This window comes from Paenibacillus sp. CMAA1364, assembly GCF_054373195.1.
This window is the reverse complement of record NZ_JBITNB010000002.1, coordinates 259,844-284,786: the sequence shown is the minus strand read 5'-3', so window position 1 is coordinate 284,786 and position 24,943 is coordinate 259,844. Positions and strand designations below refer to the sequence as shown.

Below are 24,943 nucleotides of genomic sequence, written 5' to 3'. Positions count from 1 at the left end.
AACCTCCCTAGTAATCCTTTCTAGAATTCCATGACAAGCGTTCATATCATGAATATTCAAGATTACCAGGGGTTAGAACAAGCTATTTCGGCTCATCCTCTGTGACTATTTCATCCTTTAACTCATTGATAGGATTTAGTGTTAATTGGATCATTCGATTGCCTTGATCTGGTATTTCCTTTTGCTCGACAACATACCCTTCACCTACCACGCTCACTTTCACCTTCAGTAACGTTAATAGTTGAAGTGCGTCTCGTAACGACTCACCCTTTAAGTCTGGAATTTTCATGGTCTCACTATCTTCTGTTAAAAGATAGATTCGTTGTCCAACAGTCATAATAGAGCCTTTAGCTGGATATTGGCTTATAACCTTGTTACCTTTTCCTAAGGTTTCGAATGCGATACCCGTGTTCAACAGCTCACTTTTAGCCGCTTCAATAGATTTCCCTGTCAATTCTGGTGTGGTATTCCTCAATGGTTGCGATTCATGCTTCTTATCATTCCCTTTATTCCCACCACTCGCACCATTCACACGATCGCCTGAGAATGTCTTAGGTACTTTCATATATTGAAGTGATTGACTTACGATTCGTGAGAATACAGGTGCTGCAACTGCGCCACCACCGACATTCGGATCATTAGGTTCGTCCACAATAACAATGACTGCAATCTTGGGATCATTGACCGGTGCAAATCCGACGAATGATGCAACCGATTTGTCATGATCGTAAGAACCCTTACCATCTTTATCTCTTATAAGTTTTACTGCCGTTCCCGTCTTACCCGCCACACGGTATCCTTCGATATAGGCATGTCTACCCGTTCCTATCTCTTGATCTGCCACGACTTGTTCTAGATAGTTACTTGTCTCTTTGGCCGATTCTAGGGATACGGCCTGACCGACTACTTCTGGTTGTATCACATCCGTTATCCCTGTATTAGGATCATGGATTTCCTTAATAAGATGTGGCTGTAACAACTTTCCTCCGTTAGCAATAGCCGCGATGGCAGTCACCTGTTGAATAGGAGTAACTAGAACCCCATAACCGTAGGAAGCCGTTGCAACCTCGACATTTCCAGGTAAATCTATTGCCCAAGATGCCTCCCCAGCCATGTCTATCCCTGTCTTTTGTCCGAAACCAAAGTTGTTGATATATTGAAGCAAACGCTCTTTCCCTAGCATTTCAAGTCCCATTTTTACGAATGCGACGTTACTAGAACGCTTGACGCCTTCCAAGTAGGTGATTGTATCCCAACCTGCACGCTTTATATCATATAATATCGTCTTGGTACCTTTTACTTTGATTTGACCAGATAAATAGGTGTCTGTTGGTTTTACTAATTTCTCTTCAATGGCACCCGCTAGCGTTACGATTTTAAAAGTAGAACCCGGTTCATATAGCGATCTTACGGCATGATTGTAATAATTCTCAGGCTCCGGTGTTTCCCAATAGGAATTAGGATTAAAATTAGGCATATTGGCCAGTCCTAGGATTTCCATAGTCATCGGATCAACAGCGATAACGGTCATACTAATAGGCTTATACTTCTCAAATGCTTCTTTCATCGCATCTTCAATATAATATTGTATCGTGTCATCAATCGTCAGTTGGATGTCTTTCCCGTTCTTGGCAGGGACATAGACCTCATCCGCATTAGGTAACTTGTCTAATTGACCATCACTTTTATAATTAATAGATCCATTGGTTCCTTTGAGGACATCATCATAATATGCTTCCATACCCGTAATAGCGTTGCCATCACGATCTGCATAACCAATAATATGAGCGGCCAAAGAATTTTTGGGATAATATCTCTTTTGTTCTTTTAGTAGGCCAATCCCTGCATCGGTTACTTTCTTTTCTTCTTTTAATTTTAATTTGATCTCTTTAATTAGCGCTTCTACCTCATCACGCTTAGCCTGATCAATCTTCCAACCTTCGGTACGAACTTCGCGATTTGTTTTATAGCCATCTTTATCTTTGGCTGTAACGAGTTTAAGTAACTCATCTTCGTCTTTTCCAAGAATTCGATGTAATCCACTAACTACGTCCTTCTCAATACCATTCTCATGGATGACTTTAGGGTTAACTGTTACTGTGTACGCAGGGGCATCGATTGCCAAAGCGTCGCCATTGCGGTCTGTTATCGTCCCACGTGTAGCAGTGATAACATCCTTTTTGGACCAATTTGCGACAGCTCTTTCATGCCAGAGATCGCCATTTACAATTTGTATCATGAACACTCTAATTATTAAAATAGCAAAAAGGAGGGTTATGCATCCTCCTACTAACAATGTGCGTAGCTTTATTCTTTTTACCATCCTAATATCCCCACATCCACTATTTTTGTGCTGTATCTATTCCATTCTTCTGCGTAACTTTATTTGAACTAGAAACACGTGGAACATGAATAACACTATGTTCTTCTGGAAGAACATATCCTTCACTGAGTGCGGTTTCAACTATTTTTTCTTTTAACGTTTGTCTCTGCACCTCAAGTTGAGAGATTTTAACTTTATTACTTGCAATGACAGCACTTATCTTTTGACTTTGTTTATTTAGATCATAAATATGCGCATAACGAGAAATAACCAAACTTGCTATTGCCACACATACGATCACTGTTAATAAATATAGTAACTTCTCTCTAACTGGGATTGTGGTGCGTGTTGTGATTACTTTCGTCTGCTCACGATACCCAGGAGATACTCGTTCTATTGGTTTTGGTTTCATTGCTAAATTACCACGTGTATAAGCCATTTATTTATGCCCCCTGAACTCCCCTGATTATCATAAAGAAATGATTACATGTATTGAATTACAGTTTCTCTGCGACTCTTAGTTTGGCAGATCTTGAACGTAAATTCTCTTCAAGTTCTAATTCACTGGCAACAATAGGTTTGCGATTGATTAATTTTACTTGACCATTATTCCCACATACACACATTGGAAAGTCTGGTGGACACGTACATTTTGCAACATAACTACTAAGTATTTGTTTGCAAATTCGATCCTCCAATGAATGGAAGGTAATCACTGACACTCTTCCACCAGGTGCTAAACAACGTACCGCTTGATGCAACCCTTCTTCGAAAGCCCCTAATTCATCATTTACAGCTATTCGTAAGCCCTGAAAGCTTCGCTTGGCTGGGTGTCCGCCTGTTCTTCTAGTAGCCGCAGGTATACCTTCTTTAATAATCTCTGCTAGCTCACCTGTCGTCTGGATTGGATGTTTCTCTCTTCGAGATACGATCAGCTTCGCAATGCGTCTTGCATACTTTTCTTCACCATACTGGAATAACACTCTTGCGATTTCTTGTTCAGACCAAGTATTAATAATGATATCTGCCGTAAGCTCTGCAGATTGATCCATACGCATATCAAGCGGAGCATCCTGATTGTAACTAAATCCACGTTCACCCTTGTCGAATTGTGGAGAAGATACACCCAGATCGAATAATATTCCGTCAACCTGAGGAATTCCATCCTTCTCCGGAACCGATTGTGCTTTTAATGTCTCTTCTAAATAACGAAAATTCGTCTTCACTAAAGATACTCTATCGCTATAAGGAGCCAATTGTTCTTTCGCGTGTTCTAGTGCCCAGTCATCTTGATCTAAACCAATTAATCTTCCGTATTCTCCAAGCTTTGATGCGATTAATGAGCTATGTCCAGCTCCACCTAGGGTACAGTCGACATAAATACCATCTCTTTTGATACGTAAACCTTCAGCTGCTTCTTCTTTGAGCACTGTAATATGATGAAACAAAATGCACTCCCCCCAAACCATTAGAAATCAAAATTAAAATCGACTAACTTTTCAGCAATATCGTTAAATGTTTCCTCAGATTGATTGTAATATTCATTCCAAATCGGTTTACTCCATATTTCCATTCGATTAGATACACCTAGAACAATACATTCTTTATCCAATTTAGCGTAATCTCTAAGATTACTTGGTAGATTTACTCTGCCCTGTTTATCCCATTCACATTCGGTAGCGCCTGAGAAGAAAAATCTAGTAAAAGCACGAGCCTCAGATTTCATAAGTGGCAGTGTTTTAAGTTTCTGCTCCAGTAAAGACCATTCCTCTATCGGATAGACAAAAAGACATTGATCTAACCCTCTAGTAACAACGAATGAGCTGCCAAGAAGTTCACGGAATTTGACCGGGATAATAATTCGGCCTTTCGTGTCAATGCTATGTTGAAATTCTCCCATAAACATTGTTCTTCTCACTCCTTAGTCCGATTCCCCCACTTTGCACCACTTTACCCCACTTAACAATACTAGATTCGCCATTAAAAATCAAAGTCCTTCTTTTATATAGGAAACTCCCTTTGTAGGTCCAAAGACTCTTATTCCTGCACATATTATCAAACTACGGTACGTATTTAGAGTGAAAAGCATATATTTATAGCCATTTAAGTCGCTTTAACACTTTCAACGGTATCCTTCACCACTTGAAATATAGGTCTAAATACCCCAGTAATAACAACACTATTTCCATAAAAAAAGGTAAGCCCCACGAATTGGGACTTACCTTATCTACATCATAGTGTCATTTGGAGTGTTATTAGTTGGTATTCCAGCTCTCTAAATAAGTTGCTTGTTCTGGACTCAATGTATCTAATGAAATCCCCATACTCTCTAATTTGAATTTCGCTACTTGCTCATCAATGCTATAGGGAACATTAATTACGGCTTTACCTAGTTCTTCATAATGTTCATTTACATATCTCAAGGATAACGCCTGCAATGCAAAGGTCATATCCATAATTTCTGCAGGATGACCATCCCCCGCACCTAAATTGGCTAATCTTCCTTCCGCAATCAAATACATTTTGCGTCCATCTGTAAATTGATATTCTTCAATATTCCGACGTACCGTACGCACAGAACTCGAACGAAGTCGTAGTTCAGGCTTATTCACTTCAACATCAAAGTGTCCTGCATTTGCAAGAATAGCTCCGTCTTTCATCACATCATAGTGTGCACCAGTAATAACATCGCGATTGCCTGTGACCGTAATAAAGAAATCACCTAGCTTCGCAGCCTCAACCATTGGCATCACATGAAATCCGTCCATATGGGCCTCTACAGCCCTGATTGGATTAACCTCAGTAACGATAACATTAGCACCCAAGCCCTTAGCACGCATGGCTACACCTTTTCCACACCAACCATAACCTACAACTACAACGTTCTTACCAGCTACAACCAAGTTCGTTGTCCGAATGATCGCATCCCAGACAGATTGGCCTGTACCATACCGATTATCAAAAAGGTATTTACAATAGGCATCATTGACAGCAACCATCGGGAGCTGTAACATCTGATCTTTTTCCATTGCTTTTAAACGCAGAATACCCGTCGTTGTCTCTTCCGCTCCACCCCGTATATTTACGAGAAGATCAGGTCTTTCCTTGTGAAGGATAGTGACTAAATCTCCACCATCATCGATAATTAAATCTGGCTTCGTCTCTAATAAGGCGATCAACATTTGTTTGTATTCCGCTGGTTCTGGGTTATGCTTGGCTAGGACAGTTACACCATCTTCCACTAGAGCCGCACATACATCATCCTGCGTGGATAGAGGATTACTTCCAGCAATCGTAACTTCAGCACCTCCAGCTTGTACCACCTTTGCAAGGTAGGCTGTCTTGGCTTCCAAATGAAGAGATATCGCTACTTTTAATCCTTTAAAAGGTTGATCTGTTTCAAACTGCTTACGTATCCGATTCAATACAGGCATATGCGCCTCTACCCAATCAATCTTCAAATGTCCTTCGGGTGCTAGACTCATATCCCTTACAATACTGTTCTTAATCGATTTAGAATTCATTGTTTCCCCCCGATATTTTAAGATTCACACCAATATCAATCGATGTTCTTCTGAGTAATCTATATTTAATTCCATCAAATCTTTAATGAAGGATATGCCATAACAATTCAAATAATAGTATACATTATATACTCTCTCCTGTGGCTTACCTAGCGGAAATAAGGACGTATTGATTCTACTCCACTGACGAAGCTCCGCCTCATGTCGATGTTCCAGAGCTTCCTTAGATTTAAGTTCCAAATAAGATATTTGTTGCTTAATCTTCTCCTTATTCCGTTCACCCAAGGTACGCAATCCTTTTTGCATTTTACCAAGATCATCGAGAAGAGGCATATACATTTGTTCAAAAGCTGCTTGTATCTCATTGAATCTGTGATCGATGTGCAATGAATCTTGATTCGATAACCACTGCTCTCGGCGCTCTTCATAGTCGTATTGTACATCCTGAAAGGATAGATCATATTTCTCCATATACTTCATTTGCGTTCTATCTAGTAGCGTGAAGGACATCCTTGGAAGTAATATGGGCATCTGTAACCCCATCACTTCAAAAGCTTGTCGTGTGATAGCCCAGTAGGCAATCTCTCCTTGACCTAAGACACTCGCTAGAACAGGGAATAATGAATCTTGCATTATCGGTCGTGTAAGAACATTATTACTGAATCGCTCTGGATGATTATCTAGCATATCCAATAATTCAGCTTCTGTGAAAGACACCAAGCCTTTGCGATCCATGAATTTACCATCTTGTCTTAACAAGAGTAGTCTATTATCCTCATGAAGATAGAATAGGTTAGCACCATCATCCGCTACATCCGCCTGTAAATTATAACCTAAGGCAGTGATCTGATCTGCAGAAGATTGATAGGCACGTCCCAACAATTGATTCTTCTTAATGATAGACTGGAAAATGGGCGACTCCAGTTCTCGTAGATGAGGATCTGCTGAATCCAGCAATACAAGCCCATATTCTCCAAAGATATCTCCCAATTGCTTGGCAAAAGCACCACTAAGATCATGCGAATTATTCACCGCATGCTGAATTTTGACTATCATTTCTTCCTTTACATCACTGTCCGGTAAGTTCTCTCTCCACACCTTCATTACTTGGTACCATTCTTCTGTTGTTACAGGTGTCAGACTAACCGATGTACGCGATCTCATATGTTTTTGCAACATAATCTTCGTGGGCTCTGGATATTCTGATGATCCCATATACGTATGATTAACTTCATCCCAATCATGATCTTCACCAGCTATCCAAAAGACAGGTACTACCGAACGTTTAAGGCGTTGTTGCGCTTGTCTTGCTGTTAGGATAATCGTCATTGCTTTGTAGATCACAAGCATTGACCCTATAAAGAGACCGCTTTGTTGACCGCCCGTAACAACTAATGTGTCTGCTTGTCCTAACATATATAGTGATGTATGTACGGCATCATGGGCATTATGTTTCTCATTATATTCTCTTAATACCTCAACTAATGCTTGACGATCCACCCGTCTATGCTCCGATTGGTCCAACCACTTCACTCGATCAGTCCAAGTGCTATCCGCGCGATAATCTTCTCCATACAGTGGTGCAACCTTCTCATAGTGATGAATGTAATCATCAACAAGCTTTGAGCCACACTGTAGTGGTTCACTAACAACTTCCATCGAGTGTACCTCCTATTTCTATACTATAAAATAATCCAGGCAGATTATCTAAAATTCTTACTTGATTGTATCTAATATATTTCTCGTAGTCAAAAGATAGTTCCACTATAGCACAAGCAAATCCAAACAAACTAACTCAGTACATTCTTATCCCTTTTTACTTTTTAAAAAAACCGCCGATTTTCTCGACGGTTTCAATGTATTATGAGTATAAGATCATTAAGCATAAGGTGCTGCGACCCAATGCCCTTTCGATACTTCCACTAGTCTTGAATCTACTATTTCCTCACTTGATCCATTCGCATCATGGATTGGACCTGCAAGATCATCAGGCATAATAATACGTTTCTTATTACGTTCAATCTCAGGATCTGGGATTGGAATGGCGGATAGAAGAGTCTTTGTATATGGATGGATCGGATTGCTATACAGTTCTTCACTATCTGCTAATTCAACAATTTTGCCTAGATACATCACTGCTACACGATCACTAATATGTTTAACCATAGAAAGATCATGTGCAATGAATAAATAGGTTAATCCCATACGATCCTGTAGATCTTTGAGCAGATTCACCACTTGTGCTTGAATGGATACATCTAACGCAGAGATTGGTTCATCACATATGATGAATTTGGGATTCACAGCAAGTGAACGAGCAATACCAATACGCTGACGTTGTCCTCCAGAGAATTCATGTGGATATCTAGTGGCATGGTCTGGATTGAGACCAACCATATCCAATAATTCTTCAATCTTTTTCTTACGTTCTTTACGACTGTCCGTTAATTTATGAATATCGAATGCTTCACCAATAATATCCGATACTGTAAATCTAGGATTAAGCGAAGCATACGGATCCTGAAATATCATCTGCATGTCACGACGCATAGCCTTCATCTTGTTAGGTGTTAATTTGTATATGTCCGTACCATTAAAAGTAACACTTCCCGCAGTTGGCTCATATAGACGAAGTATAGTACGACCTGCTGTTGATTTACCACAACCAGATTCTCCAACCATACCTAACGTCTCACCTTGTTTAATGGAGAAGCTAATATCATCTACAGCCTTCAATATACTGCCTTGTCCAACATTGAAATATTTCTTCAATCCATTGACTTGAATTAATGATTGACTCATAATCATTCATCACCCTTCTGAGCCATTGGATGCAAGTTCCAGCAGCGTGCTGCATGTGTATCACCAAATAAGGTTGCATCTGGATTAATGGTCTCACATACTTTCATTGCCTCGTCACAACGGGCACAGAAAGCACATCCTAATGGTGGCTTAATAAGGTCTGGTGGTGTACCGATGATAGGAATAAGTTGCTCGCCTCGTTGCTGATCTAGACGAGGCATAGAACGAAGAAGCCCTTTCGTATATGGATGTTTAGGATTCTTGAATATCTCCATAACCGTACCTGTCTCTACCATTTCACCAGCGTACATGACGATAACCCGATCACACATCCCTGCTACGACACCAAGATCATGCGTAATCAAGATAATCGATGTGCCTAGACGTTGTTGCATTTCTTTCATAACTTCCAAGATCTGAGCTTGTATTGTAACATCCAGAGCAGTTGTTGGTTCATCAGCTATCAATAGTGAAGGTCGACAAGATAGCGCGATGGCAATCATAACACGCTGACGCATACCACCAGAGAACTCATGCGGGTATTGATTGAATCGATTCTCAGCATTCTTGATACCAACAAGCTTCAACATTTCTATGGCTTGTTTCTTTGCTTCTTTAGATGACATATTCTGATGCTTTATCATAACTTCAGTGATTTGTTTACCAATTCTAATGGTAGGATTCAAGGAAGACATTGGATCTTGGAAGATCATACCAATATCTTTACCGCGAATTGCTTCCATTTGTTTATTCGACTTTTTAAGAAGGTTCTCTCCGTGAAAGATAACTTCACCTTTCTTAATACGTGAAGGTGGAGAAGGAATTAATCGCATAATTGTTTGTGCGGTAACACTCTTACCACTACCAGATTCTCCGACAATCGCCACCGTCTCACCTTCACCAATCTCAAAGTTCATGCCGCGAACAGCCTGAACTTCTCCCCCATTAACATGAAATGATACGTGCAAATCTTTCACTTGTAGGATCGGCTCCATGATTCCACCTCCTATTTCTTTAATTTAGGATCCAGTGCGTCCCGAAGACCGTCACCGAAAATATTGAAACAAAGCATGATTAAGCTGATTAGAATGGCAGGAAATAACATCCGCCACGGATAATACTGCCAACCCGTTAATGCATCATTAATCATTGATCCCAACGATGCTACTGGTGCTTGTACACCTAATCCTAAGAAACTTAGAAATGCCTCTGAGAAAATAGCACTTGGTACAGATAATGTTAATGTAACGATAATCGGACCAACTGCATTAGGTAGAAGGTGTCGGAATATTAGCCGACCTGATCCTGCTCCCATTGAACGAGAAGCTAATACGAATTCTCTATTCTTCAATTGAATCATTTCTCCACGAACAATCCATGACATATTAATCCATCCCGTTATTGTCAGTGCAATAATGATCGTACTTAAACTTGGTTCCAGTACGACCAACAATAGAATGGTTACCAACAAATAAGGTATGGAGTATAGAATTTCAGAGAACTTGTTCATAATTTCATCAACACGTCCACCGAAATAACCCATCGTTCCACCATAGATAACACCTAGAATTAGATCTATCATAGCAGCCGCTAAACCAACAATAAGTGAAATCCTAGCACCCATCCATGTACGAACAAACATATCACGACCCAATTCATCTGTACCGAACCAATGAAGAGAGGACGGTGCCTGATTAGTTAATGACAAGTTATTGGTTTTATAGTCAAACTGCGAAATAAGTGGACCAAAAATAGATGCTACAATTATAAGAAGCAATATAATAAGTGAAGTCATTGCAAGCTTATTTTGACAAAGTCGACGCCATGCGTCTTTCCAAGCGGATAAGCTCTCTCTTTGAATAACCTCAGATTGTTTCTCATCCGTGCCAATCTTACGGAAATCATCAGGAGTTAACGCGACCTGTTCTGTTGGGTTCTGAATCTGATTATTATCCAACCGTTAGCCCTCCTTTCTCTTGGCGAATGTAATCCTTGGATCAATCATGACGTAGGCAATGTCTGTAATAAATCTTGCGAGCATAAGAATAACACCATAAAAAATAGTAACGCCCATAATTAACGTGTAATCACGATTGGTAATTGAATCAACGAACACTTTACCAATACCACCAATACCAAATATTCGTTCGATAACAACAGAACCCGTAATAATGTTAGCGGTCATTGGACCAACATAAGTAACAACCGGTAGTATACCGTTACGAATTACATGCTTGAACATAATTGTAAACCAATTCAGACCTTTAGCTTTCGCTGTCTTAATATAGTCCGCTTGTAGCACTTCTAGCATACTCGAACGAGTAAGTCGTGCTATAAAGGCAATCGGTTGCGCTGACAACGCCATGACAGGAAGAACGTAGTCCATTGGACTGTCGAAGCCAAGAACATTAAACCAACCTGCTTTCTCTGCCAGGTAATACTGCAAGAGAGAAGCAAGTACAAAGCTCGGGACAGACATACCTAATACAGCAAACACCATGGCCACATTATCAATTAACTTCCGATGATATAACGCTGCGAGCATCCCCAGAAGAACTCCCATCACTACAGCAACAACAATGGCCACAGCTCCAAGCTTCAGAGACGTTTGGAATGTGTCTGTAATAATTTTTGATACATTTTGATTCAGCTTCTTCATAGATATCCCGAAATCACCTGTGGCAATATCACCTAAGTATTTACCATATTGTTGGTATACTGGTTTGTCCAATCCATACTGCTCCATAAGACGTGCTTTCATTTCAGCAGAGACCTTCTTTTCAGATTGAAAGGGATCACCTGGGATCGCTCGCATGAGAAAGAACGTGGCAGATATCAATATGAACAACGAAAGAAGCATATAAAAGAATTTACTAGCAATATAACGAAACATCCCTATTTACACCTCCGTCAACAAAGTACTTCCCAATACATCATATTTATAATAATAGATTACAAGGATTAATTCCAATCACTTAATTTACCTAAGATTGTAATCCTTGGAATAGTCATAATCACAGACAAAAAAACGGGATATATATGGTGTTCCACATATACATCCCGAAGTAACTAATTAACTTCAAATGCCAAACTACTCGATGTAAGCACGTGAAAAGTCAATTGCACCACTATAATCAATGGAAATACCTTTAACATTTTCCTTTGTTAGCGATACATTGGTGTAATAGTAAATCGGTAAAATAGCTTGCTCGTCTTCTATGAGAATTTTCTCTGCTTTTGCCATACTTGCCATACGTTCTACATTATCTTGTGATACACGTGCATCTTTCACTAACTGATCATATGCAGCGTTACTAAATCCAGTATCGTTATTACCACCACCTGTTGTCCATAGGTCGATAAAGTTCATAGGATCATTATAGTCAGAACTCCAACCCGCGCGTGCTACTTGGTAGTTCAAGTTTTGACGAGTTTCTAAGAATACTCCCCACTCAAGGTTTTCTGTCTTCACAGCTACACCCAAGTTGTTGTTCCACATATCAGCAATAGCCAATGCAATTTTCTTATGGCTCTCACTAGAGTTATAAATCACCGTGATCTCTGGAAGTGTTGTGTATCCTTCTTCAGCCATACCTTCAGCAAGTAATTTCTTAGCTGCTTCAATATCTTCAGTGAAGTAACCATCTTTAAATTCATTACGGAATTCATCTTCTGAACCTTTGATACCTGGTGGTACGAAACCAAATGCAGGCAATTGTCCACCAAGTGTTACTTGCTCTACAATGCTTTGGCGATTTACAGCCATTGCAAATGCTTTACGGATCTTAACATTGTCAAAAGGTTTCGCAGTATTGTTAAATTGATAGTAATACGTACTTGCAGTTCCTTTAATATTAAATTCATTAGGTAGATCCTTCTTCAAGGATGGAATCGCATCGGAAGGAATTTCCCCGTTCGGCGCACCAGCATAATGAAGTTGTCCACTCTTATAACTTGATAATTCAGAATCGCCACTTTCTACAAGAGATGCTTCAATTTTGCTTAATTTAATATTTTTATTATCCCAGTACTTTTCATTCTTAGTGAACTCAAGTTTTTGACCTGTTGTCCAATTCGTCAAGTTGAAAGCACCATTCGTAATCATTGAATTATAATCTGTAGCCCATGTTGCGTTATCTTTCACAGAACTATGAACAGGGAAATACGTATAGAAGGAAGTAAGACCCAAGAAATATGGTGTAGGGTTCTCTAGTGTTATTTCTAATGTATATTCATCTGTTGCTTTAATTCCAACTTCTGCGAAGTCAGTAATTTCTTTTTTATTATATTTGGTTGCATTCTTAATGTAATCTAATTGATATGCGTAAGGAGGTGCAGGTGTTGTAGCAGGGTCAAGAACTCTCTGCCATCCAAACACGAAGTCATTAGCTGTTACAGGATCACCATTACTCCATACTGCATCTTTACGGATGTTGAATTTATACTGTAAACCATCTGGAGAGATCTCCCATGATTCAGCAGCAGCTGGAATCTCTTTACCACTCTCATCCATGCGTACCAAACCTTCATACATTAACTTAAGAGCTGTATTCGCTTGGCTATCTTGTGCTTGTCCTGGATCAAATGTAGGTGGTTCTGCACTCATGTTAATACGAAGCACCTGATCCTTTGTTCCCTGTGCTTCATTTGTTGCATTCTTACCTTTGTCTGCGGTTCCCTCATCTTTATTGTTTGATCCGCAAGCTGCAAGAACAGTACTTACGATCAAGATGAGAACTAGCATACTCAACAATCTTCTTTGTTTCATCTGATATATCCCCCTAGCAAATTAGTATATGGTAATTGATTATACAACCAGCGGTCAAAAAAATCTACATAACATTTTATTATTATTAAAAATCGTCCACATTCAATTACATTATTACGACTTTAGACAATTATATATAAAAAAAATCGCGTTATTTATGTATAACACTTGACTTTCTTGGGATCTACAATTGTACTTACATCGATTTATATATATAGCTGAACAATACAATGACTGTGAATATGACATAACTACACATCATAATAACGAATGTCATCCTCCATACAGCTCTAACCATTCGCGTGACATCTACCTTCCCTTTCATTCGATTCTGCGCCCCGCCAATCATGCCTACTCCAATCAGAAGGAATAACAAAATTAAATAAAATCCAAATTGATTATCAAAAATATTGTTAAATAAAGCAGACACAGCCACAATTAGAAATATGGTTGTAATGTCCATTGCTATTAATAAGGCGTTACGTTTATTATTCTTCCACTTAAGGTGAATGAAATATACGAATAAGAACGGAAAAAAAGGAAGAATACAAAATACGATTAAAGAATTACGTAATAATTCCATGCTTTCACTCCTCCACCCTATGAATTTCCTCAATCCATTCAACCATCTTCTTATGATAGATAGCTTCTATCCCATGTGCTTCAGCTAACGTAACGATGCTACCGTTAATCCAGTGTATTTCAGTAGGTCGACTTCTCGTTATATCATTTAGCATGGAAGATGTATTCCTTGAAGTCATCTCACATACATGTAATATCTGATTCCATAGATCAGTATCCCATGCAATGCCACAAGCATCATACACAGCCGTTCCTTCGTCAAAAAGTTTCCTCATCATATCCATTCTACTGTCCATTGCTAACAACTCACCATTTGTAATTCCCCATAGCGCTGTCAAAGGATTAATAACCGCATTAATCAATAATTTTCGATAGATAAACTTATCGATTTCATTCGACAGATCCCATTTAAATCCTGCTTTATTAAGAATATTCACGAGCTCGTTCTCATCTTTTGGCAAAAAAACTTCTTGACCATTCTTATTATGTATAGATTGACCCATTAAAGTAACTCCCTGTCCTGCATGGTTAACTTTATTATAGGCCTGTGTATTTGCCGCCTCTGTTGTGATCGCAGCGTAAATTGACCAACTTGGGTTTACAGAAGCTAATACCGCTAAATGGCCTACGCCATTTTGAAAACAAACAATTCCTTTTACTTTGTGTAACGATAACTCATCCATTCTTCTTAAATAGCTAGATACGATCTCTTCGACATCCTTTTGTTTCGTCATCAAGAATATCCAATCCCCCGGATGCTTAGCCCATGTATCTAAGAAATGATCCATTACATCAGCATCTATCTTCAAACCCCTTATGTCATTTGCCGAGCTCGAACTCGTCATTTCCACATAAAGTCCTTCCGTTGTTAGCAGACGTGATTGTTCAACACTTCTACACCATAAACGTACTCGAATACCATTAGATACTAATTTACCTGCAAATAGTAGTCCTAGTGACCCACCACCGATAATGTCAATTATCAACTCACTATCTCCCATCCGAATCATCTATCTTTGTAATAACATTATACTTATATCCAATCATTATTGCATAAAAAGCCTGAACAGAGTTTATAGAATACGCTGTTCAGGCTTTTTATAGAATCTTATCTAACTATTCAAGTCGTTCTAGATTCCCATTAGCATCCATTTTAAATCTGGATCTACTCTCATCATCATCCTCATTTAGAAAGGCTAACCGTCGAGCACGATCCATAATTTGAATTAATGCCTTATAGTCGTCATTTACGACTCGATAATCCGTTTGAACCTCGTTCACCTGTTTAGATAGTCTTTCATTTACATGCCTCAGTTGTTCTAGCTCATCATCTTTTTCGCGGAGCTCCTTCTCAAGCATCTTCAACTGTCTACTATTCTCCTGAACCGTACCTTTCCATTGTCTCAAAAACCGAATAACCGCTTCCATAGACAATGTTTCTTCACTCAATCCATCCATTTTATAATAATTACTATCGTCTTCCACTTTAGCTAAGCTAGCAACCTGAAAACTCATTGCTGCAGGTTGTTTCTTATAATAGCTACGCTTCTGACGCTGAGCCTTAGCGATACTAATCGCTTCTTCATACTTTTTACGAACAAAACTATTCCATCGAAACCCGCATGCAGCTGAAGTTCTACTGATGCGTTCCCCAACTTCTTCAAACGCCGATAACTGTGTACCACCATCACGAATATATCGCAAAGTTACTTCTGCCAATATTAAATCGTCATCTACACTCCATGCATCTTGTCTTACGGCTGTCATGCAATCAAACCCTCCTAACAACGTCCTAAAATAACCATCTTCATAACCAATCGTTTCGATAATGATTCTGGTATTAAAGCTGCTTAATTCATATCTATGCCTCTCTTAGAGTTCATAGAATCTATTTGATACTATTTTGTATTACCACTTTTATGATTACTCATACACGCAATTGAAGTTTATCCCTAAATGACCCGAATTATTAAATCTATAACATACATCACAAAAATAGAGATTTTATTAATTTCATCATTTACACTTAATTCTGTAACCGCTATAATAGAGCATAGATAACTTTGACCGTACATATAGAAAGGGGATATGAATGTGGGACGCATGTTTCGAACGCTTGGCTTTTTCACTCTTGCCATTGGGCTAATGGCCTATGCTGGAGGTATGGTGGAGATGGCGTTATTGTTCTTTCTACAAACTGCCTTCTTCGTTATTTTAGGTTACATGAATTTCACAGAGAGAACCTATATTCTCCTATTTTGGGCTTACATGATAGTCACATTTACAGGTTTTAGTTACTGGACTGTATTTATGATGGATATGCCGGTCTAACTTTCAGCAACCAATCGCATGACCAGAAAACGACTTTTCCGTCCTATATTTAGGATAGAAAAGTCGTTTTTATAGTTAGCTATAAAAGGTATAATAACTAAAACCATTTCCCCCTACATATAGTTAATACATGACATCGAAAGGAGGACAACCTTGTGCTCATTAAAAAATGCCAATATATCATTGGATGTATACTCTTATTCTTATTACTTAGCTCCATCCATTATTCTAGTGGGATCTCACATGCTGACCCGTCCATTCCATTTGATAAACAAACACAACAATTACTCGAGCAAAGCTTGTCCATCATAGAGATTGATCATGAAATTGAACGTATACATACACGAATGAAGGCGATGGAACAGGAACAAGCTAGATTGGAGACAGAACTCATTCAGATGCAACATCAAATCCTCGATAAAGAAGACCGTGCAGGTAAAATAGTCCGCTCATACTATATGGGTGAAAGAGACTTCTTACACTCGGCCTTTCTTTCGATCCATAATATTAGTGATTTGCTTCGAATCTATAATTATTATGATCTTATTATTAGTCATGACAAAGAAATTCTAAGTACATATAAGACGAACTACAATGATCTCCAATCCACCCAACATCGAATCAAGATCAATTCAGAGGAACTTGCTGGAATCAAAAACAATCTTCTAACACAACGTGAGCGCATACTAGCTTTTCAACAATCGATAAATGGTACTCTTAATCTAAGCGATAATCCCGAGGCAATGCGACAAATGATGAATGAATTTAATATATATTGGGAGAATGTTGGATTATATGAGGTCAAACGATATTTCAAAGCACTTGCCTCAGCAATGAATGATTTACCTACGTTTATACAGAATACAAAAGGTATGATGCGAGTCAACGGCTCAACATATACAATCGACATCACAGAAGATCAGTTAAACACATTTTTGCGCTCTAAAAATAAATTATTCAATGACTTTGCCTTCCAATTCAATGAGGACTCTATTATAGCTTCAGGTCAAAGTGGCAATCTGTCACTTTCCATTGAAGGAAGTTATAGCTTGATCAATGAACCCAAAAATGGCATTGTATTTCAAGTCAACAAGCTCTTGTTCAATAATCTGCAATTACCCGATACAACCTGCCGTGCATTGGAGGAAGAATTTGACCTTGGATTCTACCCCCAAAAACTTATGTCTTTTGTGAAAGCAACATCCGTTACCACATCTAAGAATCATTTAGTTATCACATTAAAATTAACGATATAATTTTTTGAATTCATCCATGTCTATCTGACCTGTTAGCAATTGTTTCACTGCTATTGTTAACGCTTCCCAAGACGGGCTGACCTTAAGATCTAGTTCCTCTTTAAATCTCTTAGGTTCCTGTAACCATTGGAGTCCATAAGGAATGTATTGAATATGACTTGGTTCCTTCTCATAGATCGTTCTCAATGCTGGTAAGCGCTTCGTTGTCTCTAACCATTGCTGTTGGTTGTACGTAGATATCATATAATCAATCCACTCTGCCGCTTGGTCAGATAATATGGTCTGTGATGTCACTGCGATAGAAGTACTTCGTAGAAATACAGGAGCTTGGTTATAGAAATCTTCTGGAATCTTCACCTTTAATCCATCATACTTGGGTTCCGCCATATCAGAATAAGGAACAAGGTATAGAGGCATGCCATGTTCTTCAATTAACTTCCCATCATCTTGTGTTTCTTTGTTCTTAACATATATATATGGAAGTGTTTGTTCCAACCACTGTAATGTCTCTTCATCTGGATGCAATAGATCAGAACCGAAACCTGCCATAAATGTAGCTAGTGCATGGGGATCATTTGCATCTAATCCAAGCAATATTTGCTCTTCTCTACTTCCTTGTTTACTTAAAAAATCCATCCATTCTTTATTCGTAGTAGGCACCTCATCCATACCCATTGTAGCTAAAATATCCTGTTGCCATATTAACACATAGGGATTCATATCGTAAGGTGTCGCCCAATGATAACCGTTCCATTCCACCGTTGGCAGCAATAGTCTTAAGGTATCACTTCCTGAGGTACTCTTGAGATAAGATTCCACGGGTAGTAGGTATCCTTTGGTAGCAAATCCTTTTACCCATTCACTCTTCATTAAAAGGATATCTGGGCCCTCTCCTATAGCTAACAATCGCGAGATTTCTTCAGAACCTATCTCTTCTGTATAATTAGTCAGAACAGTCTTTATTCCTGTTTCTTGATTAAACCTTTGATTCATTCCTTCTAGACTTTTGAAATCACTCTGGCTCATTTGAACAGAAATATGCATTGGTGAACGGTCATCATCTAAATTCGGTGAGTCCAAATCCATAGGATTCAAAGAAGTATTATTTGTTCTTCGCAAGTCTTTCTGAGTGAAATCAAGACTTGGAGATAAACTCGTTAAAGACAATAGCAAAATCGCAAATAAGATCAAATGATTTTTACGCTTCATTTGCCTATATCTCCCCCCTCAAACATATGAGACCATTTTAGCAAACAAACACCTGGTTTGTCCCACCATTATTTGTAAAAATTTCTCCCAAGCAGAATGAACTGCTAAATCCCTCGATTTGGGGAGTTAACAGTTCATTCTTGTTTAGTTCACAACTTAAAATATTGCTTGGGAAATGATCATTATAATAAATCGGCTGCTAATTGAGCTAATTGCGATCTCTCTCCTTTTTCCAAAGTGATATGTCCGCTTAGTTGCTCTTCTTTGAAGCGTTCTACAATATAGCTTAACCCATTACTTGAGGCATCTATATAAGGATGATCTATTTGCTCTGGGTCTCCCATCAATATCACTTTGCTTCCTTCACCTGCTCGAGAAACGATAGTCTTCACCTCATGTCTAGATAAATTCTGGGCTTCATCAATGATGATATACTGTCCTGGAATAGATCGACCTCTAATGTATGTGAGCGCCTCCACTTGGATGCTTCCAAGCCCCATCAGAATCTTATCTATGTCCCCTGAACGTTTCGTCTCAAATAAGAACTCTAAGTTGTCATAAATCGGTTGCATCCAAGGTCGTAACTTATCTTCCTTTTCACCTGGAAGGTAACCAATATCCTTACCCATGGGCACAACAGGGCGAGCGATTAACAACTTTTTATATTTATGCTCATCTTCTACCTTGGACAATCCAGCTGCTAGGGCGATTAGCGTCTTACCTGTGCCAGCCTTTCCTGTAATCGTAACTAGTGGAATCTCATCATTCAACAATAATTCTAAGGCCATGCGTTGCTGAGCATTGCGTGCGCTAAGTCCCCATATCGGTTCATGGCTAAGGAAAAGTGGTTCAAGACGAGTACATTCATGATTAACCTTTAGAAGTGCAGATTTTGTACTACCCATCTCATCTTTTAGAATAATAAACTCATGACTATATAAGGGATAAGTTAGTTCAAGCGTCTGCGTGAGTAAGAATCGATTCGTGTAGAATTCATCAATGATGGATGGGTGAACTTGAACTGTGCTGTATCCCGTGTATAGCTCACTAGGGCTCGCTGTACGGCCTGTAAGATAGTCTTCTGTATTTAGTCCAAGAACATCAGCTTTAACACGTACGAGCACATCCTTGCTTACAATAATTACGGAGGCAGGGTCTTCTTTCTCTTCTTCTTCCGCTTGGTAATTCAATGCCACTGCAAGGATTCGATTATCATTATTTATTTCGCCAAACAAATCTTGCATTTTCAAGTAACTACGATGATTTAGTTCTACTTTTAGAATTCCACCATGTTGTAGCATTACCCCACTATGCAGATGTCCTAGCTGTCTAAGACCATCCAATAACCTGGATACAGTGCGAGCATTTCGTCCAATTTCATCAGGGTTTCTTTTTTTTGAGTCGATCTCTTCAAGTACAATAGCAGGAATAATGACATAATGTTCTTCAAAGCTATATATGGAATTGGGATCATGCAACAGTACATTGGTATCCAACACATAAATCTTTTTCATCTACATCCCTCCACAGTATGCTCAAAGTAGATACATAAATTTTCTCGTCTCGGACATGATAAATCTACACTTCTAAAATAACAGCAATAAACTTTGTTGTGAAAGGACGGAACACATATGAGATTATGGAGATTATGCTTATGCTTACTCCTAGTTCTAACCCTATTGTCTAGTTGTAGCCATCAATCGAGGAATGCATCACCCTCTTCACAGAATCAAAAGATGAATAAGTTATCTTTGACAACTAAATCAATGGAGAGCACAGAGAAAACGAAAGATCTTTCTGATAAGAATCACTTAGAAGCTCTTGCAGAAAGGGTATCTGGCGTTAAAAAGGCGCACTGTGTCATTATGGGGAATACCGCCATCGTCGGCATTGATGTAGACGGTGACTTAACCCGATCACGCGTAGGCACGATTAAATATTCTGTCGCTGAAGCTCTTAGGAAAGATCCCCGAGGTATGCAATCCTTAGTAACTGCGGATATGGATATTTCTCACCGTATTGCAGAAATTGGTAAACATATTCGAGAAGGGCGTCCTGTATCTGGATTCACATCAGAATTAGCAGACATTATTGGACGAATCATTCCGCAACTTCCTAAGGATATCCAACCTACTCAGAACATTGCTCCTGCGGGAACACCAGACAAGAAAACTTCACCTTGATCAAGTTTATGCTCGATAACATCAAAAAAAGCCTAGTGATTGCTCACTAGGCTTTTTGCATGGCAGAGAATACTTGTACATCTAATTTCTCTGATGCACGTTGATCATATGTTTTAATGTATTGAGGGGCTGAGGATAGCTGTGCACCGTAGAACAACGCATTACGTACTGCTTCAATACTAATGTCGAAACAACATAGCTTGAAGGGAAGTTCAGGTAATGGGTCTAGGGCAACAGACGCTCTACCGTTAATAGCATGCACCTTACTATCTCCGAATACTGTAATGGTAACCATAGGATTATTTCTGATATTCTCCACGAGACGAGAACGATGATCAATAGCTATACGTAATGTTGAAGCGTTTAAGGCATAAATCCAAGAAATCGCACTGGAAGTTGGACCACCAGTTTCAGCATCTATCGTGTTTAACAGGACAAATGTCTCCGACTTCAATTGAGAAAACAAGGCATCTGTCATTTGTGTGACGGATTCAGACATAGATCCACCTCCCCGTATACGCTACAATCGATATTGTTCTATTGTATTATATCACATCTCGAAATTCACATCCAAGTTCAAGGATTGGATTGACTCGCTTCTATATCTGTCGCTGCTTTGGAGTGTACCGATTTACCAGCAATCTCATCTTGCAGTGCTTGCTTCGCTTGATTTAATTCTTCATCATTAATATACACATAAGGACTTTTCCAATTCCCAGTCACAGGAACAAACTTGACATTGTCTTTTGATATGTTCCAATACGTAGCAATGACGTTCTTAAGCTGCGCTTGTTCCATATCAATCTCCATGTTGTCATCTACGGCATCAATTACTTTACCCAACTTCGCAACACCGCTGAATGTTTGCATCTGATCAATTAATGAATGTAACACTTCATTCTGACGCATATTACGACTGAAATCATCGGATTCCTTCGTTCTTGGTTTACAGCCGGAACTAGACTTACGATAGCGAACATAGCCTAATGCGTCTTCACCCTTCAACTTGGCAGGTCCCTTAGTCAGATTAATGTTAGTACCATCTGCGTTATCCTTATAGCACATATCCATGCTGATATTCACATTCACACCTCCAAGAGCATCAACAACATCACTGAACCCTTGAAAGTTAATAATTGTTCCATAATCAACAGGAATATCCATATACTTCGACAACATGGTCTTCATTTCATCCATAGCCGTTATTCCTGACTTCTTCTCAGCTTCTAAAAAGGTAGGATAATAAGCATTTATCTTCCTAACTCTATATCCGTCAAGTTCAAAACGTGTATCCCGGGGAAGGGAGACCACCGTAGCTGATTTCGTATCCGGATTAAAGGCAGCAATCATCATCACATCCGTTAGATGGGTTCCTGTATTAGGACGATAATCTGTTCCTAGAAGTATCATTGTAATCGGCTTTACTTTGGCTGATGCCTCTGGTGCTACTGGGTTATCATTTCCGGTCTCCAGAATGGTATCATCCACTTTCATAGCTACCCAACCGACATAACCCGCAAATGCTAATATAGTTAATATCATAACAACAAGTAAAAATTTTAAAAAAGATTTAAATGCGCTCTTTTTCTTCTTTTTTTTCTTATGTGATACTTTCAATTGTTTATTGCCCCCAGTAGGTTTCCTCGGAGGTAATTGCACATTGCTAGGACTCATGTTACACACCTATTTCATTAAATTGAATTCAAGTTTGACCCCATATGAGAAGTATTCATACATTTTTGGATGATGAATTATCCTTTTTCTTCTGTCTGCCTTCAATGAAATAACGAAAACGGACAAGAAGCATTAGAAATACCGCAACCAATAAGCATTGAATAATCGGCAACTTATCATGTTGAAAAATAAGTAGCATTCCTGAACCTAATGCCATCAACATGTATAAAATGATCTCCTTGAGTAACGGCAACTTCTGATGCACTCGAAATACTTGATTATAAACATAAGTGATCAGTAAGAAGATAATAATATAAGAAACAAGAGGATGCGCTGCAAACCATGCCTGCATATAGGTTCCACTCCTTTCATAATGGGGATTTTCATTGCCAATTACTGTGCATTCTCCATCTTACGATGCTTCTCTGCACGTTCACGTTCACTTTTATTCAATATTTTCTTACGCATACGAATGGATTTAGGTGTGATTTCACACAACTCGTCATCATTCAAATATTCCAACGCTTGCTCCATAGAGAAGATAATTGGAGATTTCATTTTAACCGTTTCTTCTTTGTTCGCAGAACGAATATTATTGACTTGTTTCTCTTTACTTACATTTACAACGATATCATTGTCACGCGTATGCTCACCAACAATCATACCTTCATAAATTTCAGTACCTGGTTCTACGAATAAGGTACCACGATCTTCAATACCCATCATCGCATACAATGTAGAATTTCCATTCTCACTAGAAATCAATACACCCTTCTGACGACCACCAACTTGACCAGAAACGACAGGACCATAGCTATCAAAAGCATGGTTCATCACACCGTAACCACGAGTCAATGTAAGGAATTGTGTACGGTAACCGATAAGACCACGTGCTGGAATTAGGAATTCCAAACGAACGTTACCAGAACCAGTATTCACCATATTCGTCATCTCAGCTTTACGTTGACCAAGGCTTTCCATGACAGATCCCATATTCTCATCAGGAACATCAATCATAAGACGTTCGATCGGCTCGCTTTTTACGCCATCGACTTCTTTTATGATAACGGATGGTTTGGATACTTGTAGTTCAAATCCTTCACGGCGCATGTTCTCAATCAGAATCGTTAAGTGTAGTTCACCTCTACCCGAAACAATAAATGCTTCTGGGGTTTCCGTGTCGTCTACTCTTAGACTTACATCTGTTTCTAATTCTTTATAAAGACGCTCACGTAATTTACGGGAAGTAACCCATTTACCTTCACGTCCTGCGAATGGACTATTATTAACTACAAAAGTCATTTGTAGTGTAGGCTCATCTATTTTGAGTACTGGCAAAGCTTCTGGATTATTAGGGTCTGCGATGGTTTCTCCGATATTAATATCTTTAATACCAGCGATAGCAACGATATCACCCGCTCCTGCTTCTTCAACCTCAATACGCTTCAACCCTTGGAAGCCGAACAATTTCTCAATACGTGCTGTCTTGCTCTTACCATCACGCATAATAACTGTAACGGATTGTCCTTGGCGGATAATACCACGGTTAATACGACCAATCGCAATACGTCCCAAATATTCGTTATAGTCCATCAATGTTACTAGGAACTGCAATGGCTCATCTATTTTTTCAGTAGGTGCTGGAATATGATCAAGAATTGTTTCATACAGAGCATGCATCGTTTCGTCTTGTTTCTCAGCAACTAGACTTGACGTACCGTTCAATGCAGAAGCATATACTACCGGGAAATTCAATTGCTCATCAGATGCTCCAAGTTCGATAAACAAATCTAATACTTCATCAATAACTTCAGTTGGACGAGCTGCTGGTCTATCGATTTTGTTAACAACAACAATTGGTGTCAAGTCAGAATCTAATGCTTTACGCAGAACAAATTTGGTCTGTGGCATACATCCTTCATATGCATCAACAACCAATAGAACACCATCAACCATCTTCATAATACGTTCAACTTCTCCACCAAAGTCAGCGTGACCAGGTGTGTCCATGATATTTATTGTGAAGTCATTATACGTAATTGCTGTATTTTTCGCCAATATGGTAATTCCGCGTTCACGTTCCAAATCACCGGAATCCATTGCGCGTTCGTGATGTGTTTCATTGTCACGGAAGATCCCTGACTGTTGTAGTAATTGGTCAACCAATGTTGTCTTACCATGGTCAACGTGGGCAATAATCGCAATATTACGAATCTTTTCTCTTGATTGCATAGTTATTTTACCTATCCCTTCATTCTCAAGTCTCTACTTGCTTTACAACGTGTCTCACA

General features: G+C 39.0%; 23 protein-coding genes. 3 read left to right on the top strand and 20 right to left on the bottom strand.

Annotation, left to right across the window (positions count from 1 at the left end; all coding sequences use genetic code 11):
• Window positions 1–82: 82 nt before the first annotated feature.
• The 14 genes from ACH8E3_RS03035 to ACH8E3_RS02970 all read right to left on the bottom strand — a co-directional run bounded on the left by ACH8E3_RS03035 (window position 83) and on the right by ACH8E3_RS02970 (window position 15,766).
• On the bottom strand, window positions 83–2,239 hold the full coding sequence (locus tag ACH8E3_RS03035; RefSeq protein ID WP_458631120.1) for a penicillin-binding transpeptidase domain-containing protein: 2,157 nt from the start codon (window positions 2,237–2,239) through the stop codon (window positions 83–85).
• A gap of 103 nt (window positions 2,240–2,342) precedes the next feature.
• A complete protein-coding gene (locus ACH8E3_RS03030; protein WP_458631119.1) occupies window positions 2,343–2,762 on the bottom strand; it encodes a hypothetical protein in 420 nt (139 codons plus the stop codon).
• 58 nt (window positions 2,763–2,820) lie between these two features.
• On the bottom strand, window positions 2,821–3,771 hold the full coding sequence (gene rsmH, locus ACH8E3_RS03025) for a 16S rRNA (cytosine(1402)-N(4))-methyltransferase RsmH (protein WP_458631118.1): 951 nt from the start codon (window positions 3,769–3,771) through the stop codon (window positions 2,821–2,823).
• A 20-nt stretch (window positions 3,772–3,791) separates the two neighbouring features.
• The gene (gene mraZ, locus ACH8E3_RS03020) at window positions 3,792–4,229 is read right to left on the bottom strand and encodes a division/cell wall cluster transcriptional repressor MraZ (RefSeq protein WP_458631117.1); all 438 of its coding nucleotides are present in this window, start codon (window positions 4,227–4,229) and stop codon (window positions 3,792–3,794) included.
• Between the two features lie 349 nt (window positions 4,230–4,578).
• Window positions 4,579–5,847: an adenosylhomocysteinase gene (locus ACH8E3_RS03015; RefSeq protein WP_458631116.1), complete on the bottom strand. Its 1,269-nt coding sequence runs from the start codon at window positions 5,845–5,847 to the stop codon at window positions 4,579–4,581.
• 24 nt (window positions 5,848–5,871) lie between these two features.
• Window positions 5,872–7,506, bottom strand: coding sequence for a bacillithiol biosynthesis cysteine-adding enzyme BshC (gene bshC / locus ACH8E3_RS03010; protein ID WP_458631115.1), 1,635 nt, complete (start codon window positions 7,504–7,506; stop codon window positions 5,872–5,874).
• A gap of 219 nt (window positions 7,507–7,725) precedes the next feature.
• On the bottom strand, window positions 7,726–8,655 hold the full coding sequence (locus ACH8E3_RS03005; protein WP_458631114.1) for an ABC transporter ATP-binding protein: 930 nt from the start codon (window positions 8,653–8,655) through the stop codon (window positions 7,726–7,728).
• Window positions 8,652–9,644 (bottom strand): ABC transporter ATP-binding protein, encoded by a 993-nt coding sequence (locus ACH8E3_RS03000; protein WP_458631113.1) that lies wholly within the window; start codon window positions 9,642–9,644, stop codon window positions 8,652–8,654. The genes ACH8E3_RS03005 and ACH8E3_RS03000 overlap by 4 nt, the downstream gene beginning before the upstream one ends.
• An 11-nt stretch (window positions 9,645–9,655) precedes the next feature.
• The gene (locus tag ACH8E3_RS02995; protein ID WP_458631112.1) at window positions 9,656–10,606 is read right to left on the bottom strand and encodes an ABC transporter permease; all 951 of its coding nucleotides are present in this window, start codon (window positions 10,604–10,606) and stop codon (window positions 9,656–9,658) included.
• A gap of 3 nt (window positions 10,607–10,609) precedes the next feature.
• Window positions 10,610–11,542 carry an ABC transporter permease gene (locus tag ACH8E3_RS02990; protein WP_458631111.1) on the bottom strand — a complete coding sequence of 311 codons (933 nt, stop codon included), beginning with the start codon at window positions 11,540–11,542 and terminating at the stop codon, window positions 10,610–10,612.
• A gap of 198 nt (window positions 11,543–11,740) precedes the next feature.
• Window positions 11,741–13,417, bottom strand: a complete 1,677-nt coding sequence (locus ACH8E3_RS02985; RefSeq protein ID WP_458631110.1) for a peptide ABC transporter substrate-binding protein — start codon at window positions 13,415–13,417, stop codon at window positions 11,741–11,743.
• 196 nt (window positions 13,418–13,613) lie between these two features.
• Window positions 13,614–14,000 (bottom strand): DUF3397 domain-containing protein, encoded by a 387-nt coding sequence (locus ACH8E3_RS02980; protein ID WP_458631109.1) that lies wholly within the window; start codon window positions 13,998–14,000, stop codon window positions 13,614–13,616.
• 4 nt (window positions 14,001–14,004) lie between these two features.
• Entirely contained in the window at window positions 14,005–14,985 is a 981-nt protein-coding gene (locus tag ACH8E3_RS02975; RefSeq protein ID WP_458631108.1) for a ketopantoate reductase family protein, read from the bottom strand.
• 130 nt (window positions 14,986–15,115) lie between these two features.
• The gene (locus ACH8E3_RS02970; RefSeq protein WP_458631107.1) at window positions 15,116–15,766 is read right to left on the bottom strand and encodes an RsfA family transcriptional regulator; all 651 of its coding nucleotides are present in this window, start codon (window positions 15,764–15,766) and stop codon (window positions 15,116–15,118) included.
• A gap of 327 nt (window positions 15,767–16,093) precedes the next feature.
• On the opposite strand from ACH8E3_RS02970, the gene ACH8E3_RS02965 reads away from it, so the two are divergent.
• Both ACH8E3_RS02965 and ACH8E3_RS02960 read left to right on the top strand, forming a co-directional pair.
• A complete protein-coding gene (locus tag ACH8E3_RS02965) occupies window positions 16,094–16,330 on the top strand; it encodes a DUF2626 family protein (protein ID WP_458631106.1) in 237 nt (78 codons plus the stop codon).
• 155 nt (window positions 16,331–16,485) lie between these two features.
• Window positions 16,486–17,586: a coiled-coil domain-containing protein gene (locus tag ACH8E3_RS02960; RefSeq protein ID WP_458631105.1), complete on the top strand. Its 1,101-nt coding sequence runs from the start codon at window positions 16,486–16,488 to the stop codon at window positions 17,584–17,586.
• Here the strand turns inward: ACH8E3_RS02960 and ACH8E3_RS02955 are convergent.
• The gene (locus ACH8E3_RS02955; protein WP_458631104.1) at window positions 17,575–18,795 is read right to left on the bottom strand and encodes an extracellular solute-binding protein; all 1,221 of its coding nucleotides are present in this window, start codon (window positions 18,793–18,795) and stop codon (window positions 17,575–17,577) included. The genes ACH8E3_RS02960 and ACH8E3_RS02955 overlap by 12 nt on opposite strands.
• Before the next feature lie 182 nt (window positions 18,796–18,977).
• Entirely contained in the window at window positions 18,978–20,309 is a 1,332-nt protein-coding gene (locus ACH8E3_RS02950) for a PhoH family protein (RefSeq protein ID WP_458631103.1), read from the bottom strand.
• 117 nt (window positions 20,310–20,426) lie between these two features.
• Here ACH8E3_RS02950 and ACH8E3_RS02945 point away from each other — a divergent pair, with 117 nt between their 5' ends.
• A complete protein-coding gene (locus tag ACH8E3_RS02945) occupies window positions 20,427–20,978 on the top strand; it encodes a YhcN/YlaJ family sporulation lipoprotein (RefSeq protein WP_458631102.1) in 552 nt (183 codons plus the stop codon).
• 46 nt (window positions 20,979–21,024) lie between these two features.
• Here ACH8E3_RS02945 and ACH8E3_RS02940 read toward each other — a convergent pair whose 3' ends face one another.
• The 4 genes from ACH8E3_RS02940 to typA form a co-directional block, all read right to left on the bottom strand.
• Window positions 21,025–21,477: a pyridoxamine 5'-phosphate oxidase family protein gene (locus ACH8E3_RS02940; RefSeq protein WP_458631101.1), complete on the bottom strand. Its 453-nt coding sequence runs from the start codon at window positions 21,475–21,477 to the stop codon at window positions 21,025–21,027.
• A 77-nt stretch (window positions 21,478–21,554) separates the two neighbouring features.
• Window positions 21,555–22,652: an LCP family protein gene (locus tag ACH8E3_RS02935; RefSeq protein ID WP_458631100.1), complete on the bottom strand. Its 1,098-nt coding sequence runs from the start codon at window positions 22,650–22,652 to the stop codon at window positions 21,555–21,557.
• A 55-nt stretch (window positions 22,653–22,707) separates the two neighbouring features.
• Window positions 22,708–23,004 (bottom strand): YlaH-like family protein, encoded by a 297-nt coding sequence (locus ACH8E3_RS02930; RefSeq protein WP_458631099.1) that lies wholly within the window; start codon window positions 23,002–23,004, stop codon window positions 22,708–22,710.
• Between the two features lie 41 nt (window positions 23,005–23,045).
• Entirely contained in the window at window positions 23,046–24,884 is a 1,839-nt protein-coding gene (gene typA, locus ACH8E3_RS02925) for a translational GTPase TypA (protein ID WP_458631098.1), read from the bottom strand.
• Window positions 24,885–24,943 lie beyond the last annotated feature (59 nt).

What these genes read in the sequence shown, in the direction of transcription:
- ACH8E3_RS03035 (WP_458631120.1), bottom strand. Translation starts at nt 2,239, where the DNA reads ATGATACAAATTGTAAATGGCGATCTCTGGCATGAAAGAGCTGTCGCA.
- ACH8E3_RS03030 (WP_458631119.1), bottom strand. Translation starts at nt 2,762, where the DNA reads ATGGCTTATACACGTGGTAATTTAGCAATGAAACCAAAACCAATAGAA.
- mraZ (WP_458631117.1), bottom strand. Translation starts at nt 4,229, where the DNA reads ATGTTTATGGGAGAATTTCAACATAGCATTGACACGAAAGGCCGAATT.
- ACH8E3_RS03015 (WP_458631116.1), bottom strand. Translation starts at nt 5,847, where the DNA reads ATGAATTCTAAATCGATTAAGAACAGTATTGTAAGGGATATGAGTCTA.
- bshC (WP_458631115.1), bottom strand. Translation starts at nt 7,506, where the DNA reads ATGGAAGTTGTTAGTGAACCACTACAGTGTGGCTCAAAGCTTGTTGAT.
- ACH8E3_RS03005 (WP_458631114.1), bottom strand. Translation starts at nt 8,655, where the DNA reads ATGATTATGAGTCAATCATTAATTCAAGTCAATGGATTGAAGAAATAT.
- ACH8E3_RS03000 (WP_458631113.1), bottom strand. Translation starts at nt 9,644, where the DNA reads ATGGAGCCGATCCTACAAGTGAAAGATTTGCACGTATCATTTCATGTT.
- ACH8E3_RS02990 (WP_458631111.1), bottom strand. Translation starts at nt 11,542, where the DNA reads ATGTTTCGTTATATTGCTAGTAAATTCTTTTATATGCTTCTTTCGTTG.
- ACH8E3_RS02985 (WP_458631110.1), bottom strand. Translation starts at nt 13,417, where the DNA reads ATGAAACAAAGAAGATTGTTGAGTATGCTAGTTCTCATCTTGATCGTA.
- ACH8E3_RS02980 (WP_458631109.1), bottom strand. Translation starts at nt 14,000, where the DNA reads ATGGAATTATTACGTAATTCTTTAATCGTATTTTGTATTCTTCCTTTT.
- ACH8E3_RS02970 (WP_458631107.1), bottom strand. Translation starts at nt 15,766, where the DNA reads ATGACAGCCGTAAGACAAGATGCATGGAGTGTAGATGACGATTTAATA.
- ACH8E3_RS02955 (WP_458631104.1), bottom strand. Translation starts at nt 18,795, where the DNA reads ATGAAGCGTAAAAATCATTTGATCTTATTTGCGATTTTGCTATTGTCT.
- ACH8E3_RS02950 (WP_458631103.1), bottom strand. Translation starts at nt 20,309, where the DNA reads ATGAAAAAGATTTATGTGTTGGATACCAATGTACTGTTGCATGATCCC.
- ACH8E3_RS02945 (WP_458631102.1), top strand. Translation starts at nt 20,427, where the DNA reads ATGAGATTATGGAGATTATGCTTATGCTTACTCCTAGTTCTAACCCTA.
- ACH8E3_RS02940 (WP_458631101.1), bottom strand. Translation starts at nt 21,477, where the DNA reads ATGTCTGAATCCGTCACACAAATGACAGATGCCTTGTTTTCTCAATTG.
- ACH8E3_RS02935 (WP_458631100.1), bottom strand. Translation starts at nt 22,652, where the DNA reads ATGAGTCCTAGCAATGTGCAATTACCTCCGAGGAAACCTACTGGGGGC.
- ACH8E3_RS02930 (WP_458631099.1), bottom strand. Translation starts at nt 23,004, where the DNA reads ATGCAGGCATGGTTTGCAGCGCATCCTCTTGTTTCTTATATTATTATC.
- typA (WP_458631098.1), bottom strand. Translation starts at nt 24,884, where the DNA reads ATGCAATCAAGAGAAAAGATTCGTAATATTGCGATTATTGCCCACGTT.